This is a genomic window from Actinomadura sp. ATCC 39365 (assembly GCF_054392275.1).
Genome location: NZ_CP184335.1, coordinates 10,599,352 through 10,614,842 on the forward strand (window position 1 = coordinate 10,599,352; position 15,491 = coordinate 10,614,842).

Annotated in this window: 11 protein-coding genes and 1 pseudogene; 10 read left to right on the plus strand and 2 right to left on the minus strand. The window is 75.1% G+C overall.

Going from position 1 to position 15,491, the window contains the following annotated elements; genetic code table 11:
• The first annotated feature begins 57 nt into the window (after positions 1-57).
• The 5 genes from ACNF49_RS50625 to ACNF49_RS50645 all read left to right on the plus strand — a co-directional run bounded on the left by ACNF49_RS50625 (position 58) and on the right by ACNF49_RS50645 (position 5,173).
• On the plus strand, positions 58-777 hold the full coding sequence (locus tag ACNF49_RS50625; RefSeq protein ID WP_482942133.1) for a phosphoribosylaminoimidazolesuccinocarboxamide synthase: 720 nt from the start codon (positions 58-60) through the stop codon (positions 775-777).
• Positions 764-1,468, plus strand: coding sequence for an SDR family oxidoreductase (locus ACNF49_RS50630; protein ID WP_357970731.1), 705 nt, complete (start codon positions 764-766; stop codon positions 1,466-1,468). The genes ACNF49_RS50625 and ACNF49_RS50630 overlap by 14 nt, the downstream gene beginning before the upstream one ends.
• Positions 1,469-1,512: 44 nt before the next feature.
• Positions 1,513-2,400: an ATP phosphoribosyltransferase gene (gene hisG, locus ACNF49_RS50635; RefSeq protein ID WP_482942134.1), complete on the plus strand. Its 888-nt coding sequence runs from the start codon at positions 1,513-1,515 to the stop codon at positions 2,398-2,400.
• Between the two features lie 169 nt (positions 2,401-2,569).
• Entirely contained in the window at positions 2,570-3,679 is a 1,110-nt protein-coding gene (locus tag ACNF49_RS50640; RefSeq protein WP_482942135.1) for an MFS transporter, read from the plus strand.
• A gap of 54 nt (positions 3,680-3,733) precedes the next feature.
• Complete coding sequence (locus tag ACNF49_RS50645; RefSeq protein ID WP_482942136.1) at positions 3,734-5,173, plus strand: cation:proton antiporter; 1,440 nt, start codon at positions 3,734-3,736, stop codon at positions 5,171-5,173.
• Between the two features lie 39 nt (positions 5,174-5,212).
• On the opposite strand, the gene ACNF49_RS50650 is transcribed toward ACNF49_RS50645, so the two are convergent.
• Positions 5,213-8,398, minus strand: coding sequence for a CLIPPER-2 domain-containing protein (locus tag ACNF49_RS50650; protein WP_482942137.1), 3,186 nt, complete (start codon positions 8,396-8,398; stop codon positions 5,213-5,215).
• Between the two features lie 71 nt (positions 8,399-8,469).
• The gene (locus ACNF49_RS50655; RefSeq protein WP_482942138.1) at positions 8,470-9,228 is read right to left on the minus strand and encodes a class I SAM-dependent methyltransferase; all 759 of its coding nucleotides are present in this window, start codon (positions 9,226-9,228) and stop codon (positions 8,470-8,472) included.
• A gap of 116 nt (positions 9,229-9,344) precedes the next feature.
• Here ACNF49_RS50655 and ACNF49_RS50660 point away from each other — a divergent pair, with 116 nt between their 5' ends.
• The 5 genes and pseudogenes from ACNF49_RS50660 to ACNF49_RS50680 all read left to right on the plus strand — a co-directional run bounded on the left by ACNF49_RS50660 (position 9,345) and on the right by ACNF49_RS50680 (position 15,395).
• The gene (locus ACNF49_RS50660; protein ID WP_357970717.1) at positions 9,345-9,944 is read left to right on the plus strand and encodes a TetR/AcrR family transcriptional regulator; all 600 of its coding nucleotides are present in this window, start codon (positions 9,345-9,347) and stop codon (positions 9,942-9,944) included.
• 66 nt (positions 9,945-10,010) lie between these two features.
• Positions 10,011-10,793 (plus strand): SAM-dependent methyltransferase, encoded by a 783-nt coding sequence (locus tag ACNF49_RS50665; RefSeq protein ID WP_482942139.1) that lies wholly within the window; start codon positions 10,011-10,013, stop codon positions 10,791-10,793.
• 115 nt (positions 10,794-10,908) lie between these two features.
• Positions 10,909-11,151: pseudogene (locus tag ACNF49_RS50670) on the plus strand (ATP-binding protein); the annotation flags it as partial.
• A 32-nt stretch (positions 11,152-11,183) separates the two neighbouring features.
• Positions 11,184-13,961 carry an nSTAND1 domain-containing NTPase gene (locus ACNF49_RS50675; protein ID WP_482942140.1) on the plus strand — a complete coding sequence of 926 codons (2,778 nt, stop codon included), beginning with the start codon at positions 11,184-11,186 and terminating at the stop codon, positions 13,959-13,961.
• A gap of 54 nt (positions 13,962-14,015) precedes the next feature.
• The gene (locus tag ACNF49_RS50680) at positions 14,016-15,395 is read left to right on the plus strand and encodes an FAD-dependent monooxygenase (RefSeq protein WP_357970709.1); all 1,380 of its coding nucleotides are present in this window, start codon (positions 14,016-14,018) and stop codon (positions 15,393-15,395) included.
• The last annotated feature ends 96 nt before the right edge of the window (positions 15,396-15,491 follow it).

A 15,491-nucleotide genomic window follows, 5' to 3' on the forward strand; every position in this document is an offset into this window, starting at 1 on the left:
CAACGAGGTGCCCGCAATATCAAGTTGTGTGGGCCATTGTCGGCGGATGGAGGCGGCGTGGATAACGGATCAGAGCCGGGAACTCCGGCCGGCCGGGGAGAGCCGGATATCGTCGGGCGCAGTAAGCGTCTGTGGCTGCTGCCCGACGGGCGGTGCCTGGTGCAGATAATCCCCAGCCTGCGCAGTTTCACGTACCACCGTGATGAAATCGTCGAGCGCACCGGGCCGCTCCGGCTCGATTTCTACGAAAGGGCGGCGGCCCGGCTGGCCGACGCCGGCGTGCCGTGCGCGTTCCGGGAACGGGTCTCGGCCGACTCGTACGTGGCCGACTACTGCCCGGCGCCGCCGTTCGAGGTGATCGTGAAGAACCGGGCCACGGGGTCGACCACCCGCAAGTACCCCGGCCTGTTCGAGGACGGCGCCCCGCTGCCGCGCCCGGTCGTGAAGTTCGACTACCGGACCGACCCCGAGGACCAGCCGATCGGCGAGGACTACCTGCGGGCGCTGGACCTGCCGGTGGAGGAGATGCGGGAGCTGTCCCTCGCCGTCAACGACGTGCTGCGGTCCTGGCTGCGCCCGCTGGAGGTGTGGGACTTCTGCCTCATCTTCGGCCGGACCTCCGACGGCGGGCTGACCGTCATCTCCGAGATCTCCCAGGACTGCATGCGCCTGCGCCACCAGGACGGCTCCCCGCTGGACAAGGACCTGTTCCGCGACGGCGTGGCGGGCGAGGAGATCGTGAACCAGTGGAGCCGCGTCCTCGATGTCATCACATGAGACCCCGGCCGCGCTGGTCACCGGCAGCAACCGGGGCAGCGGGCGGGCCATCGCCGAGGAGCTGCGCGAGCGCGGCTACCGCGTCTTCTCCCTGAACCGCTCGCTCGCGGGTGAGGACTGGCTCGGCGAGCACAGGTGCGACCTGTCGGACCCGGCGCAGATCGCGGAGGCGACCGCCCAGGTGCTCGGCTCGGCCGGCCGGCTCGACGTCTGCGTGTCCAACGCGGTGGACCGGGTGCTCGACCCGATCGCCGAGCTGCGCGCGGAGGACTGGGAGCGGCTGGTCGCGATCAACCTGAGCGCCTGCTTCCACCTGCTCAAAGCCGTCCTGCCGGCGTTGCGGGCCGCCGGCGGGATGTTCGTCGCGATGGGCAGCCACGCCGGGACGCGGTACTTCGAGGGCGGGGCCGCCTACAGCGCCACCAAGGCCGGGCTGAAGGCGCTGGTCGAGACGCTGCTGCTGGAGGAGCGCCGCAACGGGGTGCGCGCCTGCCTGGTCTCGCCGGGCGCCATCGCCAACCTCGACGGCGACGGCTCGCCGCACAAGATGAGCACCCGGTCGGTGGCCCGCTGCGTGGCCACCATCGTCGACTCCTGGCCGGACGACCTCGTGGTGGGCGAGATCGAGGTGCGGCCGTCCTGCCTGCCCGAGCCGCCCGTCGTCGGCATCGACCGGCTGCTGCACGTGTGATGCTCGCGCCCCCGCCGTCCCGCCGTGCCCGTCAGGAGGAAACCATGATCTCGCTCGCCCTGCCGAAGGGTTCGCTGGAGCGGCGGGCCCTGGAGCTCTTCGCGACCGCGGGGCTGCCCGTACGGCGGCGCTCGGACCGCTCCTACCGCGGCACGGTGGACCACTCCGGCGTGTCGCACGTGGCCTTCTACAAGCCGCGCGAGATCCCCCTGGTCGTCGGGGACGGCACCTTCGACCTCGGGCTGACCGGCGCCGACTGGGTGGAGGAGACCGGGGCCGAGGTCGAGGTGGTGGAGTCGTTCGACTACTCCAGGAACACCGAGCGGCCGTGGCGGCTGGTGCTCGCGGTGCCGTCCGGCCACCCCGCCCGCAGCGCCGCCGACCTCGACGACGGGGTCAGGGTGGCCACCGAGTACCCGAACATCGGCCGCCGCTTCTTCCGCGAGGCGGGACGGCGGGCCGAGGTGGTCGTGTCCTACGGCGCGACCGAGGCCAAGATCCCCGAGCTGGCCGACGCCATGATGGACGTCGTGGAGACCGGCCACTCGCTGCGCCAGAACGACCTGCGCGTCATCGAGACCGTCCGGACCTGCGGCGCGCAGCTCGTCGCCAACCCGGCCGCCTACGCCGACCCGGCCAGGCGCGGCGTGATCAGGAACGTCGCCCTGCTGCTGCGCGCCGCCTGGGTGGGCCCGGCCCACGTGCTGCTGACGGTCCGTGCCCCCGCCGACCGGCTGGCCGAGGTGGTGCCCGCGATGCCGGGCCAGTCGTGGCGCGCGGGCGCCGACCTCGCGGACGGGACCATGGTCGTCCTCCAGGGCGTCCTGCCCAGGCGGGAGGTGCCCGAGACGATCGACGCACTGCTGTCGGCCGGGGCGGTCAACGTCACCGAGTCGGGCATCGGCATCTTCGCCACGGGGGAAGCGGGTTGATCGGCGCCGCCGGCATGGCGAAGATCGGACGTGGGAACCCTGGCCCGCGGAGCGCAGTGCGAAGGAGACTCATGGACCCCCGGTCGGCGGCAAAGATCACGGAGGCGTCCCCGCGACGCTCCCCCTGGCTGACGATCCTCCTCGTCTACGTCGGGGGGTCGTCGGCGCGATGAGCCTCGGCAAGTTCTCCTCGGTCGGGCCCGCGATGGCGGCCCAGCTCGGGCTGTCGCTGCCGGAGCTGGGCTGGGTGATCTCGGCGGTGGTCGGCGTCGGGGCGGTGGTCGGCCTGCCGGCGGGGTATCTCGTCCGCCGCTTCGGCACCGGGCGGTCGCTGGTCACCGGCCTGGTCCTGATCGCGGCGGCGGGCGCGGCCAGCATGGCGGCGAACGACTTCGCCTGGCTGCTCATCGCCCGCGGCGTCGAGGGCGTCGGCTACGTCCTGGTCACCATCTCCTGCCCGGCGCTGATCCTGCGCCTGGCCCACGAGCGCGACAGGGGCACCGCCCTGTCGGTCTGGGCGACGTTCGTCCCGGTCGGGCTGGGGGCCAGCACGCTGGCCGGCGGCGCGGCCGGCGACGCGCTGGGGTGGCGCGGCTGGACCGGCCTGATCGCCGGGCTGACGCTGCTGATCGCCGCGGTGACGTGGGCGCGGCTGCCGCGCGCCGACGGGGCGCAGGCGGCCGGGCCGGTGCCCCGGGCGCGGGCGCTCACCTGGCCGGGCGTGCTGGCCGCGGCCTTCTGCCTGACCGCGCTGGTGACCATCCCGGTGATCGTGCTGCTGCCCACGCTGCTCATCGAGCAGTACGGCCGCTCGGCCGCCGCCGCGGGCGCGCTGACCTCGGTGATCTCGCTGCTCGGCGTGGCCGGCGGGCTGGCGGTGGGCGTCCTGCTGCGCAGGGGCGTACGGGTCGGCGTGCTGGCCCTGTCGGGCTTCCTCGTCGTGCCGGCCGCCTGGATCCTGTACGCCGGCGGCTCCGCCGGGGGCGCGCTCACCGGCGCGGGCGTCATCTCCATGGAGAACGGCTTCCTGGGCGCCCTGGTCTTCGCCGCGCTCCCCCTCGTCCTGGAACGCCTCGACCACGCCGACGTCGGCAACGGCGTCATCGCCCAGGCCGGCAGCCTCGGCTCCCTGCTCGGTCCCCCGCTGTTCGGCCTGGTGGCCGGCGAGATCGGCTACCAGGCCCTGATCCCCGTCATCGCCGTCGGCATCGTCGCCGCCGTCGGCGCCCTGCTGCTGATCGGCCGGCGGGCGGCCCGGCCGCTCCCGGCCGCCGACTGAGCCGGCCGCCGAGGGGCCGGGAGCCCATCGCGGAGTAGGCAGGAAGGTGCGACCATGCGCGGACACGACCCGCTCGACGACACCGAACAGGCCCTGCTGCCCGCCCCGGCCCGGGGCCTGGCGGTCGCGCTGCTGCTGATCGCCGTGGCGGGCGTGTCGATGCTGCTGGTGTTCGGGCCGGGCGCGCAGCAGCCGGGGCAGGCGGCGGCGCCGGCCGCGCACGCCGGGGTGCCGCCCGCCCAGTCGATCCTGCGGCTGTTCCTCGCCGTGGCGGTCATCGGCGGGCTGGCCTCGCTGGGCGGCGTCCTGGCGCGCCGGGCGGGCCAGCCGTCCGTGGTGGGGCAGATGGTGGCCGGGCTGCTGCTCGGGCCGTCCGCGCTGGGCTCGCTGGCACCCGGGGTGTCCGCGCTGATCCTGCCCGGCTGGGTCGCGCCGCAGCTCGAACTGCTGGCCCAGGCCGGGCTGGCGGTCTTCATGTTCACGGTGGGGCGGGAGTTCGACCCGGCCGCCCTCGGCCGGCAGCGCGTGGTCGTGGGGGTCGCCGCGCTGGCGATGACGGCCGTGCCGTTCGCCCTGGGAGCGGTCGCGGCGGTCCCGTTCGCCGGTGCGCTCGCCGGGCCGTCGGCGTCGGGCACGGCGTTCGTCCTGTTCGCCGGGACGGCGTTGAGCGTCACCGCGTTCCCCGTGCTGGCCCGGATCCTCCAGGAGGCCGGGCTGACCGCCACCCGGCTGGGCTCGCTGGCGATCCTGTGCGCGGGGCTGGCCGACGTGCTCGCCTGGTGCGCGCTGGCCGCGGTGATCGCCCTGGCCCACGCCGGTTCCCCGGCGGGCGTGCTGACCTCGCTGGGGCTGGCCGCCGCCCTGGTCCTCGCCGTGACCCTCGTCGTACGCCCCGCGCTCGCCGCCCTGGCGGCCCGGCACGCCGCCCGCCGGCTGCCCGCTCCGGCGGCGCTCGCGCTGGTCCTGGGCCTGATCTTCGCCCTGGCGGCGGCGACCGACGCCATCGGCGTGCACGCGATCTTCGGCGCCCTGCTGGCGGGGGTCGCCTTCCCTCGCGACGCGCCCGTGCTCGGCGCGGTGCCCGAACGCCTCGGCTCGCTCAACCGCGCGATGTTGCTGCCGGTGTTCTTCGCCTCGATCGGGCTGCGCACCGACGTGCATCTGGCGTTCGGTCATCCGGTGGTGCTGCTGGGCGGGGCGGTGCTGCTGGTGGCCGCCGTCCTCGGCAAGCTGGGCGCGGCCGGGGTGATCGCCTGGGCGGGCGGCATGCCGGGACGCCTCGCGCTCGGGCTCGGCGTGCTCATGAACGCCCGCGGCGTCACCGAGATCGTCGTGCTCAGCACCGGGCTCGGCATGGGGCTGATCTCGCCCGGCACGTTCACGGTGCTCGTGCTGATGGCCCTGATCACCACCATGATGACCGCGCCGGCCCTGCGCCGCCTCGGCCTCTACGCCCCGGCCAGGGCCGAGCCGCGGACGCCGCAACCGGCCTGAGCCGGCCGCGGCGCCCTCATGGCGGCGTCCTGGCGGGGGTCAGTAGACCTCGCTCCGGTTGTTCACGATCTCGTCGAGCATCGAGGTGGTGTCGGAGTAGCGCCCGGCCGCCGCGCCGCCGGGCGGCAGGTCGAGGGTGGCGAAGGCGTACCTGACCGCCTCGCCGACCGTGCGCACCCCGAGCCGCCGGACGAGCGGCGAGTCGAGCCGGGTGCTCGCGTTGACCTGCCGGGCCGCCAGGTCGAGCAGCGTGGCCAGGAGCTGGAAGCGGGCCGGACCGGGTTGCGGGCCGCCGGCCGAGAGCGCGGCGACGGCCTCGGCGTCGGCCAGCTCGCCGTCCTGCCCGGTGTCGAACCGCTGGTCGGTGGCCTGGACGCGGGCCAGGAACTCGGCGGTGCGAGCCTCCTGGTGCGTCTTCCAGTAGCCGTGCGAGCGCGGGTCGCGAGTGGGGGCGACCTCGGTGACCGTCGTCGTGGCGGACGCCGTGGCGGGCTCGTAGACGCAGCCGCCCGCGTTCCGGTACGCGGCGGCCGCCGTGTCGGGCAGCTCGGCGCCCTTCGTGAACAGCAGGCCGGGCCGGGCCGTGAACCCGACGGACACGTCCGCGCCGCCGTCGAGGGGGCCGAGCGTCCAGGTCAGGGTGGTGGTGCCGTCCGGGTTGCGGGTGACCGTGCCGGGACGGGGGCCGCTGCCGCGGTCGAGCGCGCTGCTGTAGTAGACCTCCTTGGGCAGCGTGTCGGTGAGGACGACGTCGGTGGCCCTGCCGCTGCCGACGTTGGCCGCCCGCAGCCCGACGGTCATCGCCTCTCCGGCGTTCACCGTGGCCGGGGCGGTCTTGGTCAGGGTGAGCCGCGGCGCGTGCGCGGTGGTGGCGGCCTTGGCGATGTTGTCGCCCGTGTCGGCCTCGGGGCCGTCGGCGGTGTCCGTCGCGGTGGCGGTGGCCGTGTTGGTCAGGACGGCCGCGTCGGCCGTGTCGCACGGCACCGTGTACGTGAACGTCTCGGTCGTGGACCGTCCGGCGCCCAGGTAGGGAACCTGGCGGGTCTGAGCCGGCCCGGTGGGCGGGGTGTCGGTCACGCCGACGGAGGCCGCCGGGCCGGTGCCGACGTTGTCCAGCTTCACCTGGTAGGTGAGGGTGTCGCCGGGTTCGGCGTCAGGCTTGTCGACGCTCTTGGCGGTGACGATGTCGGGGTCGTAGAGGTTGAAGAAGGACATCTCCTGCCGTACGGCGGTGGTGAAGTCGAGCTCCTTCTCCGGCTCGGCGCCCGAGCCGCTGCCCGAGCCGCTGCCCGAGCCGCTGCACGTGGGCGCGGAGACGGGGAAGCTGCTGCAGGCCCAGCCCTTGGCGTCCGGCGAGAGCGCGGCCCGGTACTTGACGGCGGCCCAGTCGTCGTGGTCGCGCAGGGTCGTGCTGCCGCCGCTGGCGTTGATGTCCACGTTCACCGTCCCCGTGTCGATGAGCGGGGCGCCGGTGCCGGGGGCGGTGTTGTCGTTCCAGTTGATCGGCGCGTTGCCGGCGGCCGAGCGCAGCGGCCGGAACGTGCTGGTGGGGTTGGCGAGGTTGTCGGTCCACCAGAAGGTGTGGTCGGTGCCGTCGCCGATGCCGGCGGACTCGTTCAGCGTGCCCTCGGTGAGCGGGGGCAGGCCGCCGCTGGAGTAGCCGACCCGGATCGCGCCGATCTTCCAGTCCCTGAGCTGGTTGACCAGCAGCGGCGGCGGGCCGGTGGGGATGCCCGACTGGAAGAAGTAGTTCATGACGCTGAGGTAGTTGGGCTTCCACTGGTCGTTGACGTCGCCGCCGTGCCGCAGGCCCAGGGCGTGCCCGAGCTCGTGCATGATGGTCCCGGCCTGGTCCTGGACGGTGCCGACCTCGGCGTCGTCCCGGCCGGTCCCGACGGTGAGCACCTGCCGGTCGGTCGGGTCCGCGCCGGTGGTGTCGCACGTACGGTCCGGGCCCACGTGGATCTGGGTGCCGATCACCACGTCGTCGCCCGCCGGGGTGGTCTGGAGCCGGCCGTCGCCGCCGTAGTCCACGCCGAAGTCGGCCACGCACATCGTCCGCCACGAGCCGAAGGTGACGATGAAGTCCTTGTTGTTGTCCCTGGTGGGCTCGCAGCACTGCCCCGACGTGCCCGGCGACGTCGAGCTCCCGGTCGCGGTGGTGACGACGAGGTCGTGGGCGAAGATCGCGTAGTGCGCGTACCGGGCCAGCTCGGCGGGGAAGTCGGCGGTGCGCGCGTCGCGGAAGTCGCTGTCGTCGGCCAGGCCCATGGCGGCCTGCTCGGGCAGTTGCGCGCCCTGGAGGTAGACGAAGTCGACGCCGTCCCGGTGCGTCCCGGGGTACGGGCACGGGTTCTCCGCCTTGACCGGCGCGGCGTCGAAGGCGTTCCTGACCAGGGTGATCGCGTCCGGCTTGGGCCGGTGGGAGTGCCTGGCGTCGGCCATGTAGTCGGCCTGCAGCACGATCGTCTTGCGGCACGGGTCCGCGCCGAGCGCCGGGAGGTCGGCGATGACCCCGCCGTTCCTGTCGCGGATCCCGGACAGCTCGACGAGGTCCGGGATGCCGTCGTGGTCGGTGTCGGGCATCACGGTGGAGACGGTGAAGCCGATCCTGGTCTTCCTGCCGTCGTTGTCCCTGGGGAAGCCGTGGTCGCCGTCGCCCTCGGCGCACGTCTGGCCCTTCTCCCGCCCCTGGGAGTCGACGCACGGCGTGCCGAACTGCACGCCGTCGCCCGACAGGGTGCCCGAGCGCACGTCGTAGACGAGGTCGAGGTCGAGGTCGTCGTTCTGGGGGCTGATGTCCATGCGGTCGTCGTTGGTGTTGAGGCCGCCGTCATAGTCCCAGAGGGCGACGGTGATGTTCACGGTCGGCTGGTCGCCGGGCAGGTCGGACTTGGTGAAGACCCAGCCGCCCGGGGCCTCGGGCAGGCCGAGGGGCTCGAACTCGTCGTCCTCGATGCGCGGGCCGGTCTCGAGCGGGCCGTCGGCGATCCTGACCTTGGGGTAGTAGTCGCCGTCGCCGACGCCTCCGCTGTCCGGGTCCTCGATCTGGCGGAGATAGTCGATGGAGAAGGTCAGCGAGAAGCCGGGGACCGCCGCCGACGCCGGCGTCGCCAGCGCCGGGATCAAGGCGGCGACCAGCACGCCGATCGCGGCGAACGTGAGCCGCCCGCGCCACCGCGCCGGCCCTTTCCGCCCGGTTCTCATGTCATGTGTGGCGCTCACGGTGGTTCCTCCTGGGGTGTCGCCCTGAGGAGGATCGTCCGCGCGCGCTCGCATGACCGCATGAGTAACGGCTACTCAGCCCGCCGGACGGCGGTGAGCACCAGGACGTCGTAGTGCACGGTGAAGGCGCCGCCCACCGCGTCGATCGCGGCCCCGATGCCCGCCAGCAGTTCGCGGCGCCGCTCCGGCGGCAATCCGGTGACCGGGCCGTGCGTGGGCACCTGCGCCAGCCACTCGTCCCGGGTGTAGACGCGCTCCCACGCGTAGTCCCACCGCTCGGGCTCGCCGAACGCGCCCGCCGTCCGGACCCCGTCGGCGATCTTGTCGAGCAGCGACGTGTACATGCCCACGGCGGGGCCGGCCTGGCCGAGCGCCGGCAGGTCGGGCAGCACGCGGCGGTAGACCTCGGCGAAGGCGTCGGCCAGGAGGTCCGGCGTCTGGAAGACGTTCCAGAACAGCGCCAGCCTGCCCCCGGGCCGCAGCACCTGGGCCGCCTTGGCCGCGCCCGCGACCGGGTCGATCCAGTGCCAGGTCTGGCCGGCGACGACCGCGTCGAACGTCCGGCCGGCCGGGTCCCAGGACTCGAAGGCGGACACGTCCACCTCGATGCCGTCGCGCCGGGCCAGGTCGGCCATGCGCGGGTCCACGTCCACGCCGGACACCCGGCAGCCGGCCGCCTGGAACTGGCGGGCCGCGATGCCGGTGCCGATGCCGACGTCCAGCACGTCGGGGCCGGGGCTCGACCCGGCGATCCGGGTCACCATCTCCTCGGGGTAGCGGGGGCGGGTGCGGTCGTAGCGGTCGGCGTCGGCGCCGAAGGACTCGGCCATCCGCCGGTGCAGGTGCGGCTCGTTCTCGGGGGTAGAGTGGGCATGCGCCCACTCTAATGGGCACGTGCCCACTCGTCTACTCTGAACAGGATTCGCGAAGGAAGGAGACCGGCCCGGTGCCCACAGGCGTAGCCCTCCGCGACGTGCGCGAACAGCTCTTCGACGCCGCCGAGCGCGTCCTGCTCCGCGACGGGGCCAACGCTCTGACCAGCCGGGCGGTCACCACCGAGGCGGGCTGCGCCAAGGGCGTGCTCCACCGCCACTTCGCCGACTTCGACGCCTTCCTCGCCGAGCTGGTGACCGACCGCATCCGCCGCGTCGAGGCCCAGTCCGCCGCCCTGCGCGCGAGCGCCGGCACCGGCACCGTCGCGGGGAACCTCACCCTCGCGCTGCTGGAGCTGTTCGGCTCGGTCGCCGTGGCCGTCGTCAGCCTCGTCATCTCCCGCGACGGCCTGCGCGCCCGCCTGCGCCAGGCCGGGTCGGCGGGCATCCCGCTCCTGGGCGAGGCCACGACCATGATCGCCGCCTACCTCGCCGCCGAGCGCGAGATGGGCCGCATCGCGGTCGACGCCGACGTCGACGCCCTGGCGCTCACCCTGATCGGCAGCGCCCACCTGCTGTTCGCCGGCCGCGAGGACGACCCGCCCGACGCCGCCGTCGTCGAGTGGATCGTCACCACGGCCATGGCCGACCCGATCCAGCGCCGCCTGCTCTGAGTCCCCTTGAAGGGATCTTGGGGCTACGATCTCCCCCGTAGCCCCTTTCGTCCGGAAGGCGTCGCGATGAGCGAACGTTCGCTGAACACCGATGTTCCGAGCCCCGCCCGCATCTACGACCTGTGGCTGGGCGGCAAGGACAACTACGAGATCGACCGGATGGTGAGCGAGCAGATCCTCGCCGCCGTGCCCGACCTGCCGGTGCTGGCCCGTACGAACAGGGAGTTCCTCGGCCGCGCGGTGCGGTACATGGCCGGGGAGGCGGGCATCCGGCAGTTCCTGGACATCGGCACCGGCATCCCCACGGCGGACAACACCCACCAGGTCGCCCAGGCGGTGGCCCCGGACAGCCACGTCGTGTACGTCGACAACGACCCCATGGTCCTGGCCCACGCGCGGGCGCTGCTGCGGGCCGCGCCCGCGGGGACGACCGCCTTCGTCGACGCCGACCTGCGCGACCCCGGCAAGATCCTGGCCGCCGCCGCCGAGCACCTCGACTTCGACCGGCCGATCGGGCTGACCCTGCTCGGCGTCGTGGACTTCCTTCCCGACACCGGCCTGGCCCGCTCGATCATCGCCGAGCTGCTGGAGCCGATGGCGCCGGGCAGCCACCTGGCCGTCTCCCACGGCGTGGTCGGCAGGCAGCTCGAAGAGGGCGTCCGCCACTGGAACGAGAGCGGCGGGGCGCCCATGACGCTGCGCACCCTTGAGGAGGTCACGAGCTTCTTCGACGGGCTGGAGCTGCTGGAGCCGGGCGTGGTGCCGCTGCCGCGCTGGCGTCCCGTCCCCGAGACGCTGTACGCCGACCGCGAGGCCGTCTACTGCGCGGGCGTCGGCCGCAAGCGCTGACCGTCCCCGGCTTCGCGCCGGTCCGGGCGATGCCGCCTTCCCGACCGGCGTACGCCGCCTGGCGGGCCCGCGTACCCTGAGTCCCCGATCAACTTCACAAAGTGACGGGAGCGGGATGGACGACGGGTTCGGCGCGGGGCTGGGGAGCGAGCGGGACCGGTGCGCGCGGGATCCGTGCCCCTGGCCGCCGGGGCCGTTCACGACCGGGGACGCCAGGTGGTTCTTCGGGCGCGAGCGGGTCGTGTCCGAGCTGGTGGGGCTGCTCGGGGAGCCGCGCGCCGCCCGTCCCGTGGTGCTGGCCGGGGCGGCGGGGTCGGGCAAGACGTCGGTGCTGGCCGCGGGGCTGGTGCCGGCCGTCCTGGCGGGTTCGCCGGCGGGGGCCGTGCCGGGGTGTTGTGGCGTACGCCCGGCTCGCCGGTCCCGGGCGGGGGGCGGCCGGTGGCGGAGTGCGCGCTGCTGGTGGTCGACCGGTTCGAGGAGCTGTTCACGGCTCGGGCGGGGTCCGGGCGGGAGGCGTACGTCGAGGAGCTGTGCGCGCTCGCGGCGGGCGGGCTGCCGGTGGTGATCGGGATGCGGGCCGACTGCTACGAGCGGTGCCTGGGGTTTCCGCCACTGGTCGAGGCGCTGCGGACGCGGTCGCTGCCGCTCGGCCCGATGACCGGCGACGAGCTGCGCCGCGCGATCACCGAACCGGCCCGGGTCGCGGGGCTGTCCCTGGAGCCGGAGCTGGCCGAGACGATCCTGCACGACCTGGGCGTACGCGACGACGCCCCGGCGGCGGCCGACGCGCTGCCGCGCCTGTCCCACGCGATGCGCGCCACCTGGCACCGCCGCGACGGCGACACGCTCACCCACGCCGCCTACCGGCACGTCACCGCGCCGCCTCTCGCCCCCGGCCCCGCGCCCGCTTCTCCCTCTCCCGACCGGGAGAGACCCGCCCTTCCCCGCTCCGACCGGGAGGATCCCGTTCCCGCCTCTCCCGATCCCGAGTCGGCGGCTTCCTCCTCTGGCGGAGGGCCCGCGGCTCCCGCCTCCGGCTCCGGCGGGGGCGCCAGGGCGTGTCCGGTCGGGCGGAGGGTGCGCGGGCTGGTGGTGGCGCTGGTGGTGCTGGTGGTGGTCGCCGGGGCGGGCGCGGGGCTGGCGTGGCAGAAGAGCGGCCGGGCGAGCGCCGCCCGCGTCACCGCGCTCGCCGAGCGGGCCGCCGTCCAGGCGCGGGCGCTGCGGGCCACGGACCCGGCGCTGGCGATGCAGGTGGCGGTGGCCGCCCAGGGCCTGGCCGACACCCCGGGCACCCGCGGCACGCTGCTCGACACCGCCGAGCCGTACGCCACCCGCCTGCGCTCGGCCGGCGACCGGCTGGGGGCGATCACCTACAGCCAGGACCACGCCCTGCTCGCGACCGGCGCCGACAACGGCGTGGTCGAGCTGTGGGACGCCACCGACTCGCGCCGCCGCACCCCGCTGGCCACCCTGCCGCGCGCCGCCGGTCCGGTCGGCGCGCTCGCCTTCCGGCCCTCCGGCGGTGACCGCGTCCTGCTCGCGGCCACCCGGCACGGCGTCGAGGTGTGGAACGTCGTTGACCCCGCCCGCCCCCGGCACGTCGCCGCCCTGCCCGGCGCGGCGACGGCGGCGTTCACACCGGACGGCCGCACGGTGCTCGCCGCCGCCGCGCACGGCGTCCGGCGCTGGAGGCTCGCCGGCCGCCCGGTCGCCCTGCCTCCGGTACGCGCCTCCGCCCAGGTCACCCGCTTCGCCGTCGGCGACGACACGGTGGTCACCGGCCACGACGACGGCAGCGTGCGCCTGTGGGACCCGGCCCGGCCCGCCTCCCCCGCGGACACGATCGCGACCGGCCTCCAGGACGGCCCCGCCGCGCTCGCGATCAGCCCCGACGGCGGCGCGCTGGCCTGGTCGGCGCCCGGCCGCGGCACCTGGCTCTGCCTCCTGCGCGCCCGCCGCTGCGACCGGCCCGTCCGGTACGGCGACCCCGCCGGCGCCCTGGCGTTCAGCCCGGACGGCACCGTCCTGGCCGCCGCCGGCGACGACCGCGCGGTCCGGCTGTGGACGGTGGCCACCCGCGCGGAGGTCACCTCGTTCCCGCACCCCGACCGCGTGCTCGGCCTCGCCTTCACCGCCGACGGTCAGGCGCTGGCCACCGGGTCGGCGGCCGGCGCCTTCTACCAGTGGCGCCATCCGGTGCGCCTGCCCGACCCGGTGACCGGGCTGGTGCTGAGCCGGGACCGGACGCTGATGGCCACGACCGGCGCGCGCGGCGGCGCGCTGTGGGACGTCCGCGACCCCCGCCACCGCGTGCTGCTGTCGCGCTGGAACGTTCCACCGGCCGCCGATCCGGCGCTGAGCGGCGACGGCCGCCGGCTGGCCACCGTCGAGCGCGGCGTGGCCGTGACCGTGTGGGACATCCGCGACCCCTACCGCCCGGCCCGGCACGTCCGGCTGCCGGTGCGCGGCCTCGCGGTCGCCGCGCTCAGCCCCGACGGACGCGTCCTGGCCACCGGCGACCACGGCGGCCGGCTGCTGCTCTGGGACGTCACCGGCCCGCCGCGCCGCCTGGCCGCCCGCGACGGCTTCGGCGACGTCGGCGCGCTCGACTTCAGCCCCGGCGGCGGCCTGCTGGCCAGCGGCGGCGCCGACCGCGGCGTCCGGCTGTGGGACGTGCGCCGCCGCGCCCTCGACCAGGTCGCCCACCACGAGGAGCACGCCGACGCGGTGGCCGGCGTGCGCTTCGGCCCGAAGGGCGACGTGCTGGTCAGCACCGGCCACGACCGGACCGCCCGCGTCTGGAGGATCGCCGACCCGGGCCGCGCCCCCCGTCCGGCGGCCCTGCGCGGGCACGGCGGCACCGTCCTGATCGCCGGGTTCAGCCCCGACGGCGCCGCCCTGGCCACCACGGACGCCTCCCGCACCACCCGCCTGTGGGACCTGCGCTCCCGCCGCCCGATCGCCGAGCTGTCCCACCCCGACCTCCGGACCGTCCTGTACGCCGACGACCACACCCTCGTCTCGGCCGCCGGCCACGACCTGCGGTTGTGGGACCTGCGGCCGGAGTCGGTGGCCGCGCGCGTCTGCGAGGCCGCCGGGATGCCGCTCACCCGGGCCGAGTGGCGGCGCTACTTCGACGACCTGCCCTACCGTCCGCCCTGCTCGTGACCTCCGGCAGGGCGCTGACAGAGATCTGGCAGCGGCGCCTGGCACGGTCGCCCCATGACGGACAAGACGGACGTGCTCATCGTCGGCGCCGGTCCCACCGGCCTCACCCTCGCCGTGGAGCTGGCCAGGCGCGGGATCGCCCACCGCGTCGTCGAGCGGGCGGCGGCGCCCTCGGCGGGCTCCAAGGGCAAGGGCCTCCAGCCGCGGACGCTGGAGATCTTCGACGACCTCGGGATCGTCGACCGGGTCCTGGCCGGGACGACGCCCTACCCGCCGATCCGGGTCAGGATCGGGCGGCTGCCGGTCTACCAGGGCCGCATGCACCGGCCGGCGGCGGCGAGCGAGCAGGTGCCGTACCCGATGGTGCGGATGCACCCGCAGTGGCGCACCGAGGCGGTGCTGCGGGAACGGCTGGCCGAGCTGGGCGGCGCCGTCGAGCACGGCGTCGAGCTGACCGGCTTCGAGCAGGACGCGCACGGCGTGACGGCCCGGCTCGGCACCGGGGCGACCCTGCGGGCCCGCTACCTGGTCGCCGCCGACGGCGGCAGGAGCACGGTGCGCAAGGCGCTCGGCATCGGGTTCACCGGCGAGACCCGCGAGGAGGAGCGCATGGCCCTCGGGGACGTGCGCGTCGAGGGGCTGGACCGCGAGCACATCCACGCCTGGGTGCGGCCGGGCAGGGGGATGGTCGCGCTCTACCCCATGGCCGGCACCGACGCCTTCCAGTTCATGGCGCCGCTCAGGCCGGGCGCGACGCCGGACCTGACGCTGGCCGGCTTCCAGCGGCTCTTCGCCGAACGCTCGATGCTGCGCGCGGCCCGCGTCACCGAGCTGCTGTGGTCCTCGCTCTACCGGGTCAACATCCGGCTGGCCGACGCCTACCGCGCCGGGCGCGTGCTGCTGGCCGGGGACGCCGCCCACGTGCACTCCCCGGCGGGCGGCCAGGGGCTCAACACCGGCGTCCAGGACGCCTACAACCTGGGCTGGAAGCTCGCCCGCGCGCTGACCGGCGGGCCGGCGTCGCTGCTGGACACCTACGAGGAGGAGCGCCGCCCGATCGCCGCCCGCGTGCTCGGCCTCAGCACGGACCTGCACGACCGGAAGTCGTACCGGCGGGACGAGGAGACCTACCAGCTCCGGGTCGGCTACCGGGGCGGCTCGCTGGCCCGCGCGGGCGGCGAACGGGTGCCCGACGGGCCGCTGCGGCTGGCCGACGGCTCCCGGGCGCGCCTGTTCGACCTGCTGCGCGGCCCGCACTTCACGCTGCTGTCGCCGGATCCCGCGCCCCGCGTGCCGGGCGGCCCGCAGGTGCGGGCGTACGCGCCGGCCGAGCCGTACGGCGGGGTGCGGCACACGCTCGTGCGCCCGGACGGCCACGTCGGGATCGCCACGGACTCCGCCGCCGAGCTGGCCCACTACCTGACGCTGGTGTGAGGCGAGGCCCCCTTGTAGTGACCCTGTAGTGGCTCTCTTGCGCCCCCGCACATCCTTGGATCTCAGCGGGCGCCACCCGTGCGCCCCGAGCAACCA